Here is a 19,561-nt window from a genome sequence, read left to right as displayed (position 1 = left end):
CCGCCGCCGCCACGTCCGAATCTCTTCGATGGACGACGACGATGCTGGATGCTTCCACCCTGGCCGCGCAGCTGCGGCAGCCCCATGGCGACGCCGCACTGGCGGTGGCCGACTCGATGAACCGCAGCAACAGCGCCCTGAACCTGGCCGCGATCGGGCTGCTGGCGGTGGCGGCCGGCGAACGCATCCTGGAGATCGGCCCCGGCAATGCGGCCTTCGCGCCCCAGCTGTTGCAAGCGCCGGGCAGCCAGTACCTGGGCGTTGAACTGTCCGCCGCCATGGTCGAGGCCGGCAACCGGCGGCTGGCCAGTGCCGGCCTGGGCGACCGGGCCGCGATGCGGCTTGGCGATGCCCATGCGCTGCCGGTGGACGAGGCATCCGTGGATGCCGCACTGGCGGTCAACACCCTGTACTTCTGGCCCAACCTGGCCCCGGTGCTGGACGAGCTTGCGCGCGTACTGCGCCGGGGAGGGCGGCTGTGCCTGGCGTTCGGCGATGCGGCCTTCATGCGCAGCCTGCCGTTTGCCGCCGATTTCCAGCTGCACGAACTGGACGCAGTTGAGCTGGCGATGCGCGTGTCGGGATTCAACATCTCGGCCTGGCGCAGCCATCGCGAAACTGCTGCCGGCAATGACGGGCAGACGCGGGAGAAGCATTTCCACCTGCTGCTGGCGCATCGGCGCTGATTGCCGCCGGGCATGGCCCGGCGCTACCCGACCCGCATCGGCGTGGATTTTCGCCGGATGCGATCCGACCGAGCGGTGGAGCCGGCCGCTGGCCGGCTGCCCCGGCAATGGCGCTGCGGTCAGGCCGCCGCCGGCAACCGGCTGCGCCACCTCGCGAAACACATCATCTGCAACACCAGCATCGCCACCAGTCCCAGCGGCCACGCCCACCACAGGCCGGTCAGCCCGTGCCGCGCCTGCAGCCACATCGCCAGTGGCAGCTCCAGCAGCAACACCGCTGTCATGCCCAGCAACGCCGGCAGCAGCACAGTCCCGCTGCCACGCATCACGCCGACCAGCACCGTGGTGCCGCCCATCGCCAGCACGCCCCACACCACCGTGCGCAGCTGAAGTGCGGCCAGTTCGCGCACCTCCGGCGCCGCCAGGATCAGGCCGGTCAGCCACGGCGCCAGCGCCATCACCAGCAGCACCACGACCGTCAGCATCGCCAGGCCCAGCAGCACCCCGGTGCGGGCAATGGCGGGCAATCGTGCCGCACGTCCTGCCCCCATCGCATGCGCGGCGAGGATGGTGGCGGTGATGCCCAGCGACATGGCCGGCAGCTGCACCCAGCTCATCAACTGGTTGACCGCACCGTAGGCCGCCGTGGCGGTGTAGCCATAGCGGTTGATCCAGCCGAGCAACACGATCTCGGCAATGGCCAGGCTGAGCATCTGCAGCGAGGACGGCACGCCGATGCGCAGCATCGAACGAATGATCGCGCCATCGAAACGGATGGCCCGCAGCAGCTCATGGCCGGGTGCCAGCGGATGCCCCAGGCGATGCCAGCTCCACAGCAACCAGACCAACGCCAGCAGCGAGGCAAATGCTGCCGACACCGCGGCACTGGCCGCGCCCAGCTGCGGCAGGCCGCCCCAGCCGAGGATCAGCAGTGGCGTGCACAGCAGGCCGAGCACGGTCGCCAGCAGCAGCGCGTGCAGCGGCGTCTTTGCATCACCCACCGCGCGGCTCACGGCCGTCGCCAGCCACAGCAGGAAGAACACCGGCGCACTCAGCAGCAGCACCCGCGCATAGACGATGGACTCACCGAGGATCGGTGCCGGCGTCCCCAGTGCCGCCAGCATCTGCGGCGCGAACACGCCGCCCACGCCCATCACCAGCAGCGACAACAGCAGGGCAAGCGCCACCGCGCTGCCGGCCACGGCGCGTGCCCGCTGCGGTTGGCCAGCGCCCCAGGCCTGGCCGATCAGCACCATTGCGCCCGTCGCCAGGCCCATCACCAGGGCCATCAGCAGGAAGAACACCGGGAAGAACGCAGCGGCGGCAGCCACCGCCTGCGTGCCAAGCAGATGGCCGAGGTAGACGTTGTCCAGCGTGCCGGCGGCCAGCTGCAGTGCATTGGTCATCAGCATGGGCAGCAGCAGGGCCAGGTAGGTGCGCGACAGCGGCGGCGCAACCGGAGGTGTCGCGTGTGCGGAAAGGCTCATGGGGTTTCTCTGGGCAAGGCGCTGCCCTGCCGGCGTTTCCGCCAGCAAAGCAAGCACGAGGGAAGCGGGCAGTCGCCCGCGATCAAGCGGCGCCGTCGTTCATCCACGGCGCCCTGGGTCGGTCGTCATTACTTAGAAAGGTGGGGCATCAAAGGCCAGCCGCAGGGCGTGATCGCGCACGTCCCCGGGCCAGCGGTGCAACGCCGCCTCCAGGCCCGCGCGGTCATGCGCGAACAGGAGGCGGATGGCTTCCTCGAAGCCGGGCAGGTCACCGGCAATGGCCTGCAGGAAATGATAGGCACGCTCGGTATCGCGGCGCTGCCGGTCCTTGTCGGCACCCGCACGGCTGGCCGCTTCGACCAACCTGCGCAGGGCGACGGAGGCCCCACCCGGCTGTTCGGCCAGCCACGCCCAATGGCGCGGCAGCAACGTCACTTCGCGCGCAACCACGCCCAGCTTCGGGCGACCGCGGCCACGTGGGGGTGACGGTGCATCTCCGGCATCATCGGCGTGGGTTTCAACGTCCGTCTGCAGCGGCGCCGGAAACGCTTCGGCGACCCGTGCCACAAGTTCCGCGTCGCTGCCGCGCGTATCGAAATCACGGGTGCGGCCGGTGGCATTGTCGAACACCAGCAATGGACCAGAGGCGTTGTCGGCGCGCAGCTGTTTGAGGGCCAGCGCGGCCACTTGCGGCGTACCGGAAACGACCAGGCGAGGGCCGTCGAAGCAGCTGAAGGGGGGCAATCGGGACGCGGGCATGGCAATGGCATCAGGGGCGATGTGCAAATATTGCCCGGGTAATTTACCCCCCCGTCAATATCACCCGGGCATTAATAAAACAGAAGAGCGTGCCAACCAAGGTTGGCACCCACCGGAATGGTTGGCACCAACCCGATTCCCTGGTTCACAGGCGGCTGAAGGACCAGCTCACCATGCGGCCGTCCCTGTACGGCATCACCCCGTGGAACGGGCGCGGGTCGGCGTCGAACACCAGCGGCAGGAAGTTGCGGTCGCCCTCCCACATCGGCAGCGTGTCCAGCTTGTCCAGGTCCACCCACTCCAGCGTGCCTTCGTGGTTGCCGCCGTGCGGGGTGCCCTCGAATCCATCGATGACGAACACGAAGCCCAGCCAGTCCTCACCGTGCTTGCCGAATCCCGGCCAGCTGATGGTGCCGCGCAGGCGCATGCCGGTGCAGTCGATGCCGGCTTCCTCGGCGATCTCGCGGCGCATGCCTGCCGCGACGTCTTCGGTCGGTTCGATCTTGCCACCCAGCCCGTTGTACTTGCCCAGATGATGGTCACCGGGACGGGTATTGCGATGGATCATCAGCACCTGGCGGCGATCGGGCGACAGCACGTAGCCCAGGGTGGCGACGATCGGGGTGTACGGCATGGGCAGCATCCAGCGGCAGGTGAGCCGTCGATTATGGCCGATCAGCGCACCAGCGACAGGCGGCGTTCGGCGGGCGCACCGACGCCATCGGCATCGCGGCGCAGCGTGGCCACGCCGTGGCCGCGCTCGGCCAGGTACTCCAGCCACTTGCCGAGGAAGGTGTTCATCCGCATGCGGTGGCTGATCAGCTCCGCCGGCGGCGGGTACAGCCCCATGGTGTCCTGCCAGCGGCGGCCGACGTAGCAGTGGGTGGTCTCGGCCTGGCGCGCGTCACGGTACAGGCGAACATAGGCCGACGGATCAGGTTCGCCAGTGACCGGGTCGGCCAGGTCGTAGGTCAGCCGCAGTTCCACCGTATAGCGGTGGCACTCGATCACGTCCAGGCGAACGTCCAGGCCATCGCCGACCGAGGAGACGTAGCTGCCCGTCGTCAGTCCAGCCGGTTCGAACAGGCGCACCAGATGGCGGTAGTTCTCCGCGTACAGGCCCATGAGCCAGCTCAGCCGGCTCAGGCGGGGAATGCGTTCGGTACGGGGCAAGGCTCGGGCCATGGGTCGATCCTACACGTTGGTGCTTCAACGTGGGGGCGTACAGGCGCAAGCCAAGCCCTGAGGTAGTGCCGGCCGCTGGCCGGCAGCGCAATATCGCGGCCGAGGGTCCATCGATCAGCCGGCCAGCGGCCGGCTCTACCGGCTCTACCGGAATCAATACAGCTCGCGCTGCAGCCCCAGCGTGGCCAGCACCTTGCTGGAGATCTCCTCGATCGAGGTATGCGTGGTGCTCAGGGTCGGAATCCGCTCCATGCGGAACATGGTCTCGGCCGCGGCCACCTCGCGCTTGCAGGTGTCCAGGTTGGCGTAGCGCGAGTTCGGGCGGCGCTCCTGGCGGATCTGCTGCAGGCGGTCCGGGTCGATGGTCAACCCGAACAGCTTGCGTCGGTAGTTGCGCAGGCGCGGCGGCAGGCGGTCGCTTTCCAGGTCCTCGTCGGTCAACGGGTAGTTGGCCGCGCGCACCCCGTAATGCAGGGCCAGGTAGATGCAGGTGGGCGTCTTGCCGGCGCGCGACACCGCCACCAGGATCACGTCGGCATCGTCGTAGTTCACCGCAATGCCGTCGTCATGGGTCAGGGCGAAGTTCATCGCGTTGATGCGGCGGTGGTAGGTATCGAAATCGACCATGCCGTGGGCCTGGCCGACCCGGGCCAGGCGCGGGCTGGCCAGTTCACGTTCCAGGGGCTCGATGAACGGCGCGAACACATCCAGCATCAGCGCCCCGCTGTCGGCCAGGATCAGGCTCAGGCTCTGGTCCACGCAGGAGTTCACCACGATCGGCCGGACCTGGTAGCGCTCACCTGCCGCCTGGATCCGGGCGCAGGCTTCACGCGCTTTTTCGGGGTCGTCGACAAACGACATTCGGTCGGTAATGAAGCTGAATCCGGAGAACTGGGTCAGCAGGCTATGCCCAATGGTTTCAGCGGTGATACCGGTTCCATCGGAAACGTAGAACACCGGACGGATGGTCGACATGCGCGCTTTTACCCCCTACGAAGCTTAAAAAGGCCGCCAGCACAAGCTTGTGCCGACGGTGCTCTGCCCGGCATCATATCGGCTTCTTCCTACGGACGCGGCCACTCAGCCCGCCTCGGGCGATGGCCAAACGGAGCATCGCGCTTGAACGAGAACATCCTGTGGTTGCACGAACTGCGTCTGGCCGATCTGGCCCGCGTAGGCGGCAAGAATTCGTCCCTGGGCGAGATGATCGGCAACCTGGCCGGTCTGGGCGTTTCGGTGCCGGGCGGTTATGCCACCACCGCTGAAGCCTTCAAGGACTTCATCGCGCACAACGACCTGTCCAAGCGCATCTTCGACAGGCTGGCCACGCTGGACGTCGAGGACGTCAATGCGCTGACCGCCGCCGGCAAGGAAATCCGCGGCTGGGTAATTGACGCCCCGCTGCAGCCGCAGCTGGACCAGGACATCCGCACCGCCTACGCCAAGCTGAGCGCCGAGAATGGCGGCGGCGACGTGGCCGTGGCCGTGCGTTCGTCTGCCACTGCCGAGGATCTGCCGGATGCGTCCTTCGCCGGACAGCAGGAAACCTTCCTCAACGTGACCGGTGCCGACGACGTCGTGCACAAGGTCAAGGAAGTGTTCGCCTCGCTGTACAACGACCGCGCCATCGCCTACCGCGTGCACCACGGTTTCAAGCATGAGGACGTGTTCCTGTCCGCCGGCGTGCAGCTGATGGTGCGTTCGGGCGTCGGCTCCTCCGGCGTGCTGTTCACCCTGGACACCGAGTCCGGCTTCCGCGACGTGGTGTTCGTCACCTCCTCGTTCGGCCTGGGCGAGATGGTCGTGCAGGGCGCGGTCAATCCGGACGAATACTACGTCTACAAGCCCACCCTGCAGGCCGGCAAGCCGGCGATCCTGCGCCGCTCGCTCGGCAGCAAGGCGATCCGCATGGTGTATTCGGATGTCCCCGGTGAGCGCGTCCGTATTGAAGACACCCCGGCCGAACTGCGCACCACCTTCTCGATCAGCGACGAGGACGTGCAGGAACTGGCCAAGCAGGCGCTGGTCATCGAAAAGCACTACGGCCGCCCGATGGACATCGAGTGGGCCAAGGACGGTGTCAGCGGCAAGCTGTTCATCGTGCAGGCGCGCCCGGAAACGGTGAAGTCGCGCAGCCACGCCACCCAGATCGAGCGCTTCGCGCTGACCGAGAAGGGCGGCAAGGTGCTGGCCGAGGGCCGTGCCGTCGGCGCCAAGATCGGTTCGGGCGTGGCCCGCGTGGTGAAGACGCTGGACGACATGAACCGCGTGCAGCCGGGCGACGTGCTGATCGCCGACATGACCGATCCCGATTGGGAACCGGTGATGAAGCGCGCCTCGGCCATCGTCACCAACCGCGGTGGCCGCACCTGCCACGCCGCGATCATCGCGCGCGAGCTGGGCGTGCCAGCCGTGGTCGGTTCGGGCAACGCCACCCAGGTCATCGAGGATGGCCAGCTGGTCACCGTCAGCTGCGCTGAAGGCGATACCGGCTTCATCTACGAAGGCAAGCTCGGCTTCGAACGCACCACGACCGATCTGGGCAACATGCCGCCGGCCCCGCTGAAGATCATGATGAACGTGGCCAACCCGGAACGTGCCTTCGACTTCGGCCAGCTGCCGAACGCCGGCATCGGCCTGGCCCGCCTGGAAATGATCATCGCCAGCCACATCGGCATCCATCCGAACGCGCTGCTGGAATACGACCGCCAGGACGCCGCGACCAAGAAGAAGATCGACGAGAAGATCGCCGGCTACGGTGATCCGGTCAGCTTCTACGTGGACCGCCTGGCCGAAGGCATCGCCACCCTCACCGCCTCGGTTGCACCGAACCCGGTGATCGTGCGCCTGTCGGACTTCAAGTCCAACGAGTACGCCAACCTGATCGGCGGCAGCAACTACGAGCCGCACGAAGAGAACCCGATGATCGGCTTCCGCGGCGCCAGCCGTTACGTCGACCCGAGCTTCTCGGCCGCCTTCGCGCTGGAGTGCAGGGCCGTGCTGCGCGTGCGCAACGAAATGGGCCTGGACAACCTGTGGGTCATGATTCCGTTCGTGCGCACCCTGGAAGAAGGCCGCAAGGTCGTCGAGGTGCTGGAACAGAACGGCCTGAAGCAGGGCGAAAACGGCCTGAAGATCATCATGATGTGCGAAGTGCCGTCCAACGCACTGCTAGCCGATGAGTTCCTGGAGATCTTCGACGGCTTCTCGATCGGCTCCAACGACCTGACCCAGCTGAGCCTGGGCCTGGACCGCGACTCGTCGATCGTCGCGCACCTGTTCGACGAACGGAACCCGGCAGTGAAGAAGCTGCTGTCGATGGCGATCAAGGCTGCACGCGCCAAGGGCAAGTACGTCGGCATCTGCGGCCAGGGCCCGTCCGATCACCCGGATCTGGCCGAATGGCTGATGCAGGAAGGCATCGAGTCGGTGTCGCTGAACCCGGACACCGTGGTTGATACCTGGCTGCGCCTGGCCAAGCTGAAGGCCAACGGCTGATGCCGTGATGGGCTGACGTCGCTTTCATCGGCGTCCGCGCATACTGCTGCTGCACGCAAGCCCCGCCTTTGCGGGGCTTGCTGTTTCTGGCGTCCACGCACGCCCTGCCCCACGCAGACATCGCTACGCAGCAAAGGACTTCCGCATGATCGCCGCCGCACCTCCCGCCCCCGCCGCAACGCCCTGGTTCCACTCGCTCGACTGGGAGCGCCTGCTGGAAACCTACGGTGTGCCGTTGCTGGCCGCCATCGTAGTGCTGCTGGTGGGCCTGTGGGTGGCACGTCGCCTGTCCAATGCCATGCCGCGCGCCACCGCGCGCATGGGCGTGGACCCGATGCTGGGCAGCTTCCTGCGCAATGTGGTCTACGCAGCGTCGCTGGTGATCGTGGTGGTGCTCGCCATCGGCACGCTGGGCGTGCAGATCACTCCGCTGCTCGCCGTGCTCGGCACCGCTGGCCTGGCGGTCGGTCTTGCATTGAAGGATTCGCTGTCCAACATCGCCTCGGGCGTGATGCTGGTGACGCTGCGACCGTTCCGCGTGGGCGATGTGGTGACCGTGGCCGGGCAGACCGGCACGGTGCGCGAAGTGCGCATCTTCCAGACCGTCATCACCGGTGCCGACAACCAGCACACCACCATTCCGAACACGCTGATCACCGCCGCACCGATCATCAACCTCACCGCCGAACCGACCCGCCGCGTCGAACTGGTGATCGGCATCGGCTACGAGGACAACATCCAGCTGGCACGCGACACCGCGCTGGCGCTGATGAAGGCCGACCCGCGCGTGCTGCAGACGCCGGCCCCGGACGTGGTGGTGTACGAGCTGGGGGCGCATGCGATCAACCTCGGCATCCGCTGCTACGTGAAGTCGGCCGACTGGTTCGGCACCAAGGTCACGCTGCTGGAGCAGCTGAAGCTGGGCTATGACAAGGCCGGCATCAACATTCCGTATCCGCAGCAGGACATGCACCTGTACCTGCATGGAAAGGATGGCAGCGTGGTGGAGGCCGACGCGCTGGTGCGCGACAAGCCCTGATCCATCCCCGGGCTGCCGGCCAGCGGCCGGCACTACCCGCCGCCTGACTGAAATGCCGGCCAGCGGCCGGCACTACCCCCGCCGCCTGACTGAAATGCCGGCCAGCGGCCGGCACTACCCCCTCGCCGCCTGACTGGAATGCCGGCCAGCGGCCGGCACTATCCCTCGCCTCCCGGTAGTGCCGGCCGCTGGCCGGCAGCCTTCAGGATCAGGCCGCGACGCTCTCTTCCAGCGTCGGGTAATCGGTGAAGCCGACCGCTCCACCACCGAAGAAGGTCGCACGATCCGGCGGATTCAGTTCCGCCCCCAGTCGCAGGCGCTCAGGCAGATCCGGGTTGGCGATGAACGGCCGGCCGAAGCCAATCAGGTCAGCCCAGCCTTCGGCCAGTGCCTGCTCGGCACGCTCGGCGGTGTACTTGCCGGCGTAGATCAGCGTACCCGGGTAGACCATGCGCAGCGCCTGCTTGAACGCCGCCGGCATCAACGGTGCATCCTCCCAATCCGCTTCGGCAATGTGAAGGTAACCCACGCCCAGTTCACCCAGCAGATGCGCGGCCGCCAGATAGGTCGCCTGCGGCGTATCGTCCACCGCACCCTGCAACGTGGTCAGCGGCGCCAGGCGCACGCCGATGCGATCACCACCGACCACCGCAACCACCGCCTGCACGACCTCGCGCAGGAAGCGCAGCCGGTTCTGCAGCGAACCGCCATAGCCATCGGTGCGCTGGTTGGCCTGCGAGTCGATGAACTGGTTGATCAGGTAGCCATTGGCACCGTGCAACTCCACGCCATCGAAACCTGCATCCAGCGCGTTGCGCGCGGCCTGGGCGTAGTCGGCGACGATGCCCGGAATCTCGTCTTCGCGCAGCGCGCGCGGCATCGAATGCTGGATCATTTCGCCCACCCCGGCTTCGGGACCTGCCCCGCTCGGGTCGACGAACACCTTCACGCCTTCCGCCAACAACGCCGACGACGACACCGGGGCGGCGCCGCCCGGCTGCAGCGCCACGTGCGAGACCCGGCCGACATGCCACAGCTGGGCGTAGATGCGACCGCCGGCAGCGTGCACGGCATCGGTCACCCGGCGCCAGCCCTTCACCTGATCCGGGCTATGGATGCCCGGGGTCCAGGCATAGCCCTGGCCTTGAGGGCTGATCTGGGTGCCTTCGCTGACGATCAGGCCGGCGCTGGCGCGCTGCGCGTAATACGTGGCCATTTCGGCAGTGGGCACGTTGCCGGCCGACGAGCGCGAGCGGGTCATCGGCGGCATCACGATGCGGTTGGGCAGCGTCAGTGCGCCCAGATGATGAGGAGTGAACAACATGGCGGCGATCTCTTGCGGGAGGAGTGCCGCAAAGAATGGGGATGGCGCCCGCCCCGCAACAGGCACGCGCTGGCAAAACAGTTGTTCCCCCACGGCAAGGATCACCCGGTACGAGGGCTCATCCACGCATGGCGTGGATCTACTCCACCCTTGGCTCGATCTTTACCGCACCGTGTGCCACGCGGTCATAGCAGGTGCGCACCACATCTTCCCCGTACTTCAACTCCAGCCGGCGCACGATGAAGTGACCACGCGCCATGTCCTGGTAGTAGTCGGTGAACATGGTATTCAGCGTTGCACCGGCGGCAGCACCGACGATCGGCACCGCCTGTGCGGCGAACTTCTCGGTGACCACCACGCCGAAGCGCGCCGCCACCTTCTCCACCAGCTTCGCCAGCAGCTTGCCGGCTTCCTTCGGCGCCACGCCCAGGGTCAGGTCGCGGCCGGTCACCACCCGCCCGGCCAGCTCGGCCGACAGGTGGCGCATCACATCCGTGGTGAAGCCGCGGGCCAGGTAGTAGCCGGTCTCGCTGGCGTCGTCGCGCGGCGAGTTGCCACCGAGCGCGAACACCTCCAGGCACGCCTGGCGGGTGCTGAAGTCGGACAGGTCGAAGCCCTCGCTGCGGGCCACGTCGGCCACGGCGCGCATCATGATGGTGGTCGACACCGGCAGTTCGATGAACAAGGCCGCGAAACCAAAGGCACCGCCGACCGCGCCCGAGGTGGCCGCCGCCAGCTTGTGCCAGCGGGTGGACGCCACCTTGCCGGGGGTATTGTCCATGCTCCACAGCGCGGCCTGTGCCGATTTGCTCAGCGCTGCCTGCACCGCACCGTGGATGCGGTTGGAGACCGAGCTGGGCAGCGCCTTCACCGCGAACTCCAGCGGCGTGCCGACCAGATTGGCCATGCGCGCGGTCAGGGTCGGCGCTTCCAGCAGGGCCACCGCGCGCTGCAGGTCGGACCAGTCGCGGGCGTCGTGGGCGATGTCGCGGGGAAGCAGGATGGGCTCGTTCATGGCGCCGATCTTAGCGCCAGGGAGTTGAACGGAGGGTGGTAGCACCCTCGCCACCGGTCTATGATCCCGCCAGCAGCCCCGCTTTCATGGGGCCATGGAACAACCCAGGCAAGGACGCCCCATGCTCGCCCGACTACTGCTGCTCTGCACCCTTTCCCTCGCTGCTCTCGGCCTGCCTCACATCGTCAAGGCCGAAGGTCGATGCCCACCGGGTTCCTACCCTATTGGCGGGCAAGGCGTGTTGGGTTGTGCGCCGATTCCCGGAGGCGGTGGTGGCGATGCCGGACTTGCTCCGTCCATCCCAACCACCCGAGTAAAGATGGGCTCCGAATGGGTTGCATTTGCCCGCTCGCCGAACGGCACACTCCTCGCATGGAGCGTTCGCCAACACAAACAGAAGGCTGCCGAGAAAGAGGCATTGAAGACCTGTAACAAGCGCAGCGGAACACAGTGCGAGATCATTGCCTCGTTCACTGAAAGATGTGCCTACGCATTGCAGCACTACGACACTGGCCAGTTTGAAGTGGTCTTCCGCAGCGACAACGAATTGGCACTCGGCACCGAGGTCGCACGCCAGGCCTGCCCCAACGGCTGCCGACCGGTTCATTTCACTTGCGGCCGGCCAGTCAACCTGTATGGCCGTGGTCCCGACCCGGGACCCAACTGGTCTCCTTGACGGTGGAAACAGGGGGAGCGGTTCTGTCCCCCGTTTCTGAATTGCCGGCCAGCGGCCGGCACTACCAGTTCGCGTGTCATCCGGTAGCGCCGGGCCATGCCCGGCGTTGTTGTTCAGGCCGTGGGCAAGCCCGACAGCGCGCCCATGAACTGGCGGTAATGGCGCAGCTCGGCGATCGAGTCGTGCACGTCGCTCAGCGCGGTGTGGTTGCTGTTCTTGCCCACGCCGGCGGCCACGGTCGGCGCCCAGCGCTTGGCCAGCTCCTTCACCGTGGACACGTCCAGGTTGCGGTAGTGGAAGTACTTCTCCAGGCGCGGCATCTGGCGGTGCAGGAAGCGACGGTCCTGGCAGATCGAGTTCCCGCACATCGGCGACAGGCCAGCCGGGATCCACTGCGCCAGGAAGTTCACGGTCTGCGCCTCGGCCTGGGCCAGCGTGGTGGTGCTGTCCACCACGCGCTGCCACAGGCCCGAACGGCGGTGCTGGTTGCGGTTCCACTCGTCCATCGCTTCCAGCGTTTCCAGCGGGTGATGGATGGCGAACTCCGGGCCCTCGGCCAGCACATTGAGCTGGGCATCGGTCACCACCGTGGCGATCTCGATGATCGAATCGTTGTCGGTATCCAACCCGGTCATTTCCAGGTCGATCCAGATCAGTCGCTCGTTGGCCGCGCCGTTGTCCGCCATGTGTCGCCTCGTTGCTGGGCAGGCGCGCGGCCTACCGGTAAGGGAAAGAGGCGCCCATCATACCCTTTCGCCCCTCAGCCCTCGCCGGCGTGGTCTTCCAGCAGCAACGGCGGCTTGCCACGCTTGGCGCGGAAATAATTGGTCAGGCGCATGCTGGCCTCCTTGGCCAGCACCCCACCATGGATCTCCACCCGGTGGTTGTGGCGGGCATCGCCGAGCAGGTCGAACACGCTGCCGCAGGCGCCGGTCTTGGGGTCGCTGGCGCCGTAGACCAGGCGGGCGACGCGTGCATGCACGATGGCCATCGCGCACATCGCGCACGGTTCCAGGGTCACGTACAGGGTGCTGCCGAGCAGCCGATGATTGGCCAGCCGCGTGCCACCGGCCCGCATGGCCACGATCTCGGCATGCGCACTGGGATCGTGCGAGGCGATGTTGAGGTTCCAGCCCTCGCCCAGCAGCTGGCCATCGGCGCCCACCAGTACCGCACCAACGGGGATCTCGTCGTACTCGCGCTGCGCACGCTCGGCCAGCGCCAGCGCATGGCGCATCCAGTGTTCATCGGCGTCGTGCACCGGTACACCCAGGGGGTCGGTCATGGCGGTTCTCGCGTGTCTGCAGGGCCAGGATGGCCGCCGGGGCCGCATTGTACGCGCGCGGCCGTGCAGGCGGCGCTAACGCGCGTCGAAGCGCTCGCGGGCAGCGTCCAGCGCCGGGAAATTGTGCTCGGCCCAACGGTCCAACGCGGTCAAGGTGTCTACCAGGCTGCGTGCAACCTCGGTCAACCGGTACTCGACATGCAGCGGCTTGCTCCCCAGATCACACCTCTCGACCAGGCCATTGCGCTCCAGCTGCCGCAGGGTCTGGGTCAACACCTTCTGCGAGATGCCTTCGATCTTCCTCAGCAGCGCGCCATTGCGTTGCGGGCCCTGCGCCAGCGCCGGCAACAGCAGCATCACCCACTTGCCGGAGATCAGCGCCAGCGCATCGCGTGCCGAGCAATCGGCGGCATAGACATCGCCCGGATAGGCCATGGTTACCTCAAGGTGCGTAATTGCCGGGGCACTCCGGCATCGCGAGGATGGTCGCACACTCCACCAACACCTCGCCCCATGCGCGCCCTCATCCTGCTTGCCCATCCCGAATCCCGCTCGTTCAACGCCCACCTGGCCGCACAGGCCGCCGAACAGCTGCGGCATGACGCGCTGCAGGTGGACGTGGTCGACCTGTATGCAGAGGGCTTCGATCCGCTCGAAGCGGCCCACCATCATTCAAGTCGCCTGCAGCCCGGCCGTTTCGATGCCCAGCGCGAACAACGCCACGGCGCCGAACAGGGTCGGCTGCCCGCCGATGTGCAGCGCCATCTGCAGCTGCTGCGGGCCGCGGATCTGGTCATCCTGCAGTTCCCGCTGTGGTGGTTCGCGCCGCCGGCAATCCTCAAGGGCTGGCTGGATCGCGTGCTGGTTTACGGGCCGATGTACAACAGCCGCCTGCGCCACGAGCACGGCGCGATGCGCGGCAAGCGTGCGTTGCTGAGCGTCACCACCGGCTCATCGGCACGGGCCTGCGCCGTCGACGGCCGCGAGGGAGATACCCGGTTGTTGCTGTGGCCCTTGATGTACAGCCTGCGCTACGTCGGCTTCGACGTGCTGGAGCCGCATCTGGTGCATGGCGTGCGTTCCGGGCTGGCAGCGGAGCACGTGCAGGCACACGACGAGGCATTGGCTGCAGCAACCCACTACTACCGCGAACGCCTGGCGCAATGGCCGCGGTGGCCCACCGTGCCCTTCAACGACAGCGGCGATTTCGAGGATGGCGTGGTGCTGCGCGCGGAGGCCACTGCCTACAGCCCCTTCATCCGCCATCGCAACGCCGGATGAATCCACGCCTGCGCGCTGGGTCGGGACGCGCCATACTACGCGCTCTTTGCAAGCACCTTGGTGAACCCATGACCACCCTCCGTCCCTCGCGCGCCGACGACGGCGTCGCGCTCATCGATGTCTGGCGCCGCGCCGTCGACGCCACCCATGACTTTCTCAGCGCCGAAGACCGCCAGGCCATCGATGCCGAAGTCGCCAGCTTCCTGCCGCAGGCGCCGATGACCGTTGCGGTCGATGCACAGGATCGGCCACTGGGCTTCATGCTGATCGACGGCACGCACATGGAAGCGCTGTTCATCGATCCGGACGTGCGCGGCACTGGTATCGGCCGGCAACTGCTGCAGCACGCGCTGGCCCGGCATCCGCAGCTGACTACCGACGTCAATGAGCAGAACGCACAGGCCGTTGGCTTCTACCTGCGCATGGGCTTCGTCGAAACCGGCCGCTCACCGCTCGATTCGCAGGGCCGTCCGTATCCCCTGATCCATCTCCGGCACAACGGCTGACGGATGTTCGAGGCCCGCCCCCGATCATCAGGCCGTGGCTTCGAATGCCGGTGAGTACTGCACCTCTCCCTGCGCCATCGGTGGCCGCAGGCACAGTGCCTGGAAGTACTCTGGCGGCACACCCGGCAGCACCAGGCCCGGCTCGGCGCGGAATCCGAATCGACCGTAATACGCGGGTTCTCCCAGCAATACGCAGCCCTGCGCCCCCTGCTCACGCAATGCACCAAGCGCCGCGTGCATCAGCGCCGCGCCGACACCCTGCCCCTGCCATCCGGGCAGCACCGAGATTGGTCCCAGGCCAAACCAGCCCGTACTGCCATCGCTGATCGTCACCGGCGACAAGGCAACATGCCCGACGACCTGCCCGTCCTTCTCGGCGACCAGCGACAGACTCAGCTCTCCACGCGAACGCAGTGCATCCACAATGAACTGCTCGGTATGGCTGCTGTGCGGGGCTTCGCGGAAGGCTGCCTCGGTGAGTGCGTGGATGACAGCACGGTCTTCGCGGTTTTCAGGGCGGATCATGCAGTTCAAGGAAAGCGCCTTCTATAAAGTGATGGACATGTGAATGATTGATTTCAGTCACGGATTCAGCCGCAGAGATGCCCCCGGCAGCAATGCCACCGTGACGATCGCGAGCCTTGTGCGGCAAGCGATCCGCCCGGGCAATGCCTCCCCAGCGCGTCAAAAATCCGTCTCCAAGGGTGGCACAGCGCTCCCGGCACGTTCCATAATCGAGATACCTGCCACCCAGGAAGGATAGATGGACACGGACGCACGATGCAGGATCGCGCCATGGGTGTAGTTCGCCCCGAACCAAGGGGACGGCCGCTGCTGGCATTGCTCGCCCTCGTCCCGCTGGCGGCATGTTCGCCCTACGCCGATGCCGAGCGTGACGTCGCCGCGGGTGGACGCGGCCTGGCCAGGCTCAACCCGGCGCCGAAGCAGGCCTACGAACTGGTGCTGACAGTGAAGGATGCACCGGGCCCGTTCGCGGTTGTTGAGGGCGTGGGCCAGTACGACGTCAGCAACTACGAAGACTGCGGGCGGATACTGCCTGCCACAGGCACTGCGAGCCGCATGACCAGCCAAGAGCCCGTCACCCTGCACAAGGTCGGCGAGAACGAGTACCGCGGTACGTTTTATCTGGACCGCATGCTGGATGAGGACTACTACGGGCGTGGCGTCTGCCATTGGACGCTGACGGGTGTCGGTGCGATGTTACGCGCCACGACCAGCAAGGCGGATACGCGATTCCTGACGTTCATCGACAAGAAGCGCATGGACACGGGGAGCCAATTGACGCGGTACTACCCACGCGCCGACTACCCGCGGATCGAAGAGATTACCGGATACGGAGCTAGCGGCAAGGAAGATCCTTCCAGCTACCGCGCCGATCTGCGCAATGCGCTGTTCTCAACCACCACCACTGTGCAGAAGCTCGTGCCATGAGCCGCCAGTGCCACATTCACCCTTACACACCAGGAGGCCGACATTGCGCCACAAGATGATTCCGTGCCTTGCTCTGCTTCTGTTGACCGCCTGCCATCCGGAGACCGCCATGAACCAGGAACGTGCCGCTGCTGAAGCCGATGTCGCCCAGGGTGGGCGCGGCCTCGCCAAGCTCAACCCTAGCCCGCGCAAGGCCTATGAACTGGTGCTGCGCCTGAAGGACGCCCCGGGCGATTTCGCGGTGGTCGAAGGTGTCGCGCAGTACGACGTCACCAACGAAGACCAGTGTGGCTATATCGAGCCGGCCACCGGCACGGCTGCACGGATTACCAGCCAGGAACCGGTGGAACTGCGCAAGGTCGCTGATGGTGAGTACCGCGGCACGCTGTATGTGGATCGCATGCTGGATGAAGACTACTACGGCCGCGGCGTGTGCCATTGGGAGTTCACTGGCGCTGGGGCGATGTTGAAGGCAACGGGCGCTGAAGAAGAGACCCGCTTCCTGACCTTCGTCAAGGCCGATCCACTGACCGACGGTAAGACCCACACGCTTTACTATCCGGACGCGGCCTATCCGCGCGCACCGCTTGCTGCCAACTACCCAGCCACCGGCAAGGCGGATCCGGCTGACTACGTTGCTGAACTTCAGGGCAAGTTGTTCACGATGAGTCTCAGCGCCAGCGAGGTCACCCAATGACCATCAGCACGCAGGATTATGCGGCGCTTTCCGACGATGCCTACAAGGATCGCGCTGTCGGTCGGAGGCGTCCGGGGGAAGAAGAGCTCGTCACGATCAATGGGCATGAATACAAGATTCTCGATCACGTCAATAATCGGCTCAATGGTTACCAAGGCACGGTTTATCAGCGAGCCGACACCAATGAGATCGTGGTCGCTCATCGCGGGACCGAGCAGATAGCTCGTGATGCCATCCTGACCGACGGCGGCATGGTCGTCGCCCGCACCAATGTGCAGGCCCCCGATGCCATCGCTTTGACCAAGAGCGCGCTGGACTACGCAAAGCAGGAAGCTGCATTTGGAGGCCGTGCACCTGAAGTCACCGTCACCGGCCACTCTCTCGGTGGCGCGCTGGCCCAGATCACCTCGCACCATTTCAACGTCAAGGGCGAGACCTTCAACGCCTATGGCGCGGTCAGCCTCAGCTACCGCATCCCGGAAGGCGGCAACACCATGATCAACCATGTCATGGCCTCCGATCCGGTCAGCTCTGCCTCGCCGCACTTCGGCCAAGTGCGCATCTACGCCAAGCCGGATGAGATCAAGACACTCGCCGCAAACGGCTTCAGCAATCACTCGTTGCGCGCCCTTATCCCGGACAGCCCGCTCGTCGCAGCAGGCAGCTCGTTCGGCGCGCACAAGCTGGGCAACTTCCTCGGCGACGGCTCGGTGCTGAAACACCCGGAAACGCAGAAGCTGGCAAAAGACAACGCCAGGATGATCGAGGAGTACCGCGACGACGTTGAATCACTGCGCCGTGGTGTCACCCGCGCGGCGCGGGGCATTCCAGGCGGCGCCGTCGATCTGTACGACCACATCCGCGGCCCGCTGCAGCCCGGTGAGCCGGCACGCCGCGAAGCGGAGAAGAACGGCCATCACACCAGCATGTTGCGCATGGACGATGCCAACCACGTGGGCAACCCACTGTTCAACGACGCGATCCGTGGCGTGCACGCGCAGGACGTCCGCGTCGGCCGCGTACCAGACGTAATGAGCACGCAACTGGCCGGCAGCCTGGCCGCCGAAATGCACGCGGCGGGCGGCAAGCGCATCGACGAAGTGGTCATGAATGCCGATGCCTCGCGCAGCTTCGCCGTGCAGGGCCAGGGCGGCGATCCCGCCCACCTTCGCGTGTCGGTGGATACGGCAGTGGCGATGAACACCCCACTGGAACAGAGCAGCCAGCGCATCGACCAGCAGGCCGCAGGCCAGCGGCTTGCGCTGGAGCGCGACCAACAGCTGGAACAGCAGCAGCATCAGACCCGCAGCATGCAGGCCTGATGGCGGCGCGGGAGCCACTCACCCCGGCTCCCGCACCCTTCGGCACTCCGGCTCAGGGACTGGAGGCCGCCATTGGCACGGCTCCTCCGGCAGTCACGAACGGATCCGGGCCGGAATCCGGGAATGCACCGCAGGCACGATCGCCGGGTGCCACCGGATCACAGGGCCACTGCGCGCGTGCGACCTTCTCGCGCAGCTCGAAGCGATCGCCGGTCCAGACCACGAACGCGATGTGCTCGCGGTTCCAGTCGCTGTAGGCGCGCGGACCGCCCTTCTGCGCCGTTTCCGGGTATTGCACGAACCAGCGCATCGCCGGGCCGTACTGCAACTTGCTGTGGTCCAGATTGAGCCGGCCCTCACGCGACAGCTGTCGCGCACGGTCGGCGTCCGTCACCGGCGGCGTGGCCGGCAACGCATCGGCGGTCACATCCCTCGGCGCCGCGTCCCCGCGGACTTGGTACACACGCTGGGCCACATGAGCCTCGCGGCATTCACCCGCTGGCACGCGGACCGGCTCCGCGCCGTACTCATCGCGGTTGGCGACCTGGTCGCTGCAGGTGAACGGTGCTGACACCAGATAGAACGTGCTGTCGGCGTCGCGCCCTTCCAGCGAACGCACCCAGATGTCGCCCATCCGAACGATGAAGTCCGGGCGTTGGCCATAGCCCGGCACAGCCTTGAACCAGGCCTTCTGCCGCACCTCGCGCTCGCGCCAGCTGCGCGGCAGGTGGATGTCCTGCACGGGCAGCGCGACCAGCAACGCGGCCAGATGCGCCGGCATGGTGCCCTGGCAGGCGCCAATCAGCAGGTCGCCCTGGGTCGCCAGCCGCCCGGCCAGATCCACCGGGCAGCGGGCACCGAGCGCCCGCTCGGTCGCCTGCTCTGGCGGCAACGGCACGATGGCCAATGCGGGCGGAGCGGGGGCTACCGCGGGAACGGTTGGCTCGACGGAGGCGGGCGGTGCAGCCACAGGTGCCGCCGCTGCGGGCGCAACGGGCGCAGGCGCCGGGTCCGCAGCCGGCGCCGGCTGCGTGTCCACCACGGGTGTCGCAGGGGATATCACGGCAGCCGGTACTTCGGGAGCCGGCGCCACGACAACGGCGTCGGCCGCCGCGGGCGCTGTAACGGGCGCCGCCCCTGCAGGCGCGTCAACAGTTGCCTCTGCAGCGGGGTGCGTCTCCACGACGGGCGCCGCTGCCTCCTGAGCCTGTGCCGACGCTGCGGCGAGTCCAAGTGACAGCAGCCAGAGTGGCGGCAGGCGGCGCGCGGATGCATTGCAGCGGGCAGCAGCGTACCGGGCATTCGAGGTAACGATTCGCATGTGGTGTCCTTACGAGGGGTTTCCATGT

General features: G+C 66.7%; 21 protein-coding genes. 9 read left to right on the top strand and 12 right to left on the bottom strand.

Annotated elements, in window-relative coordinates:
• The first annotated feature begins 41 nt into the window (after nt 1–41).
• Nucleotides 42–686, top strand: coding sequence for a class I SAM-dependent methyltransferase (locus VG543_RS09260; RefSeq protein ID WP_227844450.1), 645 nt, complete (start codon nt 42–44; stop codon nt 684–686).
• A 119-nt stretch (nt 687–805) separates the two neighbouring features.
• On the opposite strand, the gene VG543_RS09255 is transcribed toward VG543_RS09260, so the two are convergent.
• The 5 genes from VG543_RS09255 to ppsR all read right to left on the bottom strand — a co-directional run bounded on the left by VG543_RS09255 (nt 806) and on the right by ppsR (nt 5,092).
• The gene (locus VG543_RS09255) at nt 806–2,173 is read right to left on the bottom strand and encodes an MATE family efflux transporter (protein ID WP_423178390.1); all 1,368 of its coding nucleotides are present in this window, start codon (nt 2,171–2,173) and stop codon (nt 806–808) included.
• Between the two features lie 132 nt (nt 2,174–2,305).
• Nucleotides 2,306–2,932 (bottom strand): DUF2239 family protein, encoded by a 627-nt coding sequence (locus VG543_RS09250; RefSeq protein WP_423178391.1) that lies wholly within the window; start codon nt 2,930–2,932, stop codon nt 2,306–2,308.
• 145 nt (nt 2,933–3,077) lie between these two features.
• Nucleotides 3,078–3,566: an NUDIX hydrolase gene (locus VG543_RS09245; protein WP_423178392.1), complete on the bottom strand. Its 489-nt coding sequence runs from the start codon at nt 3,564–3,566 to the stop codon at nt 3,078–3,080.
• Nucleotides 3,567–3,607: 41 nt separating this feature from the next.
• Nucleotides 3,608–4,117: a DUF1249 domain-containing protein gene (locus VG543_RS09240; RefSeq protein WP_423178393.1), complete on the bottom strand. Its 510-nt coding sequence runs from the start codon at nt 4,115–4,117 to the stop codon at nt 3,608–3,610.
• 153 nt (nt 4,118–4,270) lie between these two features.
• Nucleotides 4,271–5,092 (bottom strand): posphoenolpyruvate synthetase regulatory kinase/phosphorylase PpsR, encoded by an 822-nt coding sequence (gene ppsR, locus VG543_RS09235; RefSeq protein WP_005417170.1) that lies wholly within the window; start codon nt 5,090–5,092, stop codon nt 4,271–4,273.
• A gap of 144 nt (nt 5,093–5,236) precedes the next feature.
• Between ppsR and ppsA the strand changes: the two genes are divergently transcribed.
• Together ppsA and VG543_RS09225 are read left to right on the top strand one after the other, a co-directional pair.
• On the top strand, nt 5,237–7,615 hold the full coding sequence (ppsA, locus tag VG543_RS09230; protein ID WP_111099058.1) for a phosphoenolpyruvate synthase: 2,379 nt from the start codon (nt 5,237–5,239) through the stop codon (nt 7,613–7,615).
• Between the two features lie 145 nt (nt 7,616–7,760).
• Nucleotides 7,761–8,654: a mechanosensitive ion channel family protein gene (locus VG543_RS09225; protein ID WP_312544473.1), complete on the top strand. Its 894-nt coding sequence runs from the start codon at nt 7,761–7,763 to the stop codon at nt 8,652–8,654.
• 208 nt (nt 8,655–8,862) lie between these two features.
• Here VG543_RS09225 and VG543_RS09220 read toward each other — a convergent pair whose 3' ends face one another.
• Both VG543_RS09220 and VG543_RS09215 read right to left on the bottom strand, forming a co-directional pair.
• Nucleotides 8,863–9,978, bottom strand: a complete 1,116-nt coding sequence (locus tag VG543_RS09220; RefSeq protein WP_312544471.1) for an alkene reductase — start codon at nt 9,976–9,978, stop codon at nt 8,863–8,865.
• A 139-nt stretch (nt 9,979–10,117) separates the two neighbouring features.
• Nucleotides 10,118–10,993: an EcsC family protein gene (locus tag VG543_RS09215; protein ID WP_423178394.1), complete on the bottom strand. Its 876-nt coding sequence runs from the start codon at nt 10,991–10,993 to the stop codon at nt 10,118–10,120.
• Nucleotides 10,994–11,114: 121 nt separating this feature from the next.
• On the opposite strand from VG543_RS09215, the gene VG543_RS09210 reads away from it, so the two are divergent.
• The gene (locus VG543_RS09210; protein ID WP_152525789.1) at nt 11,115–11,669 is read left to right on the top strand and encodes a DUF4189 domain-containing protein; all 555 of its coding nucleotides are present in this window, start codon (nt 11,115–11,117) and stop codon (nt 11,667–11,669) included.
• A 113-nt stretch (nt 11,670–11,782) separates the two neighbouring features.
• Here VG543_RS09210 and orn read toward each other — a convergent pair whose 3' ends face one another.
• The 3 genes from orn to VG543_RS09195 form a co-directional block, all read right to left on the bottom strand.
• Entirely contained in the window at nt 11,783–12,355 is a 573-nt protein-coding gene (gene orn, locus VG543_RS09205; protein WP_423178395.1) for an oligoribonuclease, read from the bottom strand.
• A gap of 74 nt (nt 12,356–12,429) precedes the next feature.
• On the bottom strand, nt 12,430–12,954 hold the full coding sequence (tadA, locus tag VG543_RS09200; protein WP_312544466.1) for a tRNA adenosine(34) deaminase TadA: 525 nt from the start codon (nt 12,952–12,954) through the stop codon (nt 12,430–12,432).
• Nucleotides 12,955–13,029: 75 nt separating this feature from the next.
• Complete coding sequence (locus VG543_RS09195) at nt 13,030–13,389, bottom strand: winged helix-turn-helix transcriptional regulator (protein ID WP_014037629.1); 360 nt, start codon at nt 13,387–13,389, stop codon at nt 13,030–13,032.
• Between the two features lie 78 nt (nt 13,390–13,467).
• Between VG543_RS09195 and VG543_RS09190 the strand changes: the two genes are divergently transcribed.
• Both VG543_RS09190 and VG543_RS09185 read left to right on the top strand, forming a co-directional pair.
• A complete protein-coding gene (locus VG543_RS09190; protein ID WP_423178396.1) occupies nt 13,468–14,235 on the top strand; it encodes an NAD(P)H-dependent oxidoreductase in 768 nt (255 codons plus the stop codon).
• A 68-nt stretch (nt 14,236–14,303) separates the two neighbouring features.
• Nucleotides 14,304–14,741: an acetyltransferase gene (locus VG543_RS09185; RefSeq protein ID WP_058981403.1), complete on the top strand. Its 438-nt coding sequence runs from the start codon at nt 14,304–14,306 to the stop codon at nt 14,739–14,741.
• 27 nt (nt 14,742–14,768) lie between these two features.
• Here the strand turns inward: VG543_RS09185 and VG543_RS09180 are convergent, their stop codons facing one another.
• Nucleotides 14,769–15,275 (bottom strand): GNAT family N-acetyltransferase, encoded by a 507-nt coding sequence (locus tag VG543_RS09180; protein WP_423178397.1) that lies wholly within the window; start codon nt 15,273–15,275, stop codon nt 14,769–14,771.
• Nucleotides 15,276–15,521: 246 nt separating this feature from the next.
• Here VG543_RS09180 and VG543_RS09175 point away from each other — a divergent pair, with 246 nt between their 5' ends.
• Genes VG543_RS09175 through VG543_RS09165 form a run of 3 tightly spaced genes read left to right on the top strand, consistent with a single transcriptional unit; the run spans nt 15,522 to nt 18,212 of the window.
• On the top strand, nt 15,522–16,193 hold the full coding sequence (locus VG543_RS09175) for a hypothetical protein (RefSeq protein WP_423178398.1): 672 nt from the start codon (nt 15,522–15,524) through the stop codon (nt 16,191–16,193).
• 43 nt (nt 16,194–16,236) lie between these two features.
• Nucleotides 16,237–16,890, top strand: coding sequence for a hypothetical protein (locus tag VG543_RS09170; RefSeq protein WP_180834934.1), 654 nt, complete (start codon nt 16,237–16,239; stop codon nt 16,888–16,890).
• Entirely contained in the window at nt 16,887–18,212 is a 1,326-nt protein-coding gene (locus tag VG543_RS09165; RefSeq protein WP_312544458.1) for an XVIPCD domain-containing protein, read from the top strand. Before VG543_RS09170 ends, VG543_RS09165 begins: the two co-directional genes overlap by 4 nt.
• A 52-nt stretch (nt 18,213–18,264) precedes the next feature.
• Here the strand turns inward: VG543_RS09165 and VG543_RS09160 are convergent, their stop codons facing one another.
• Nucleotides 18,265–19,533 (bottom strand): hypothetical protein, encoded by a 1,269-nt coding sequence (locus VG543_RS09160; protein ID WP_423178399.1) that lies wholly within the window; start codon nt 19,531–19,533, stop codon nt 18,265–18,267.
• Nucleotides 19,534–19,561: the final 28 nt, after the last annotated feature.

It is taken from the genome of Stenotrophomonas sp. CASM101 (assembly GCF_049384845.1).
In the GTDB taxonomy this organism is placed as follows: domain Bacteria; phylum Pseudomonadota; class Gammaproteobacteria; order Xanthomonadales; family Xanthomonadaceae; genus Stenotrophomonas; species Stenotrophomonas hibiscicola.
Note: the sequence above shows the minus strand (reverse complement) of the source record. Positions and strands in the feature narration are given on the sequence as shown.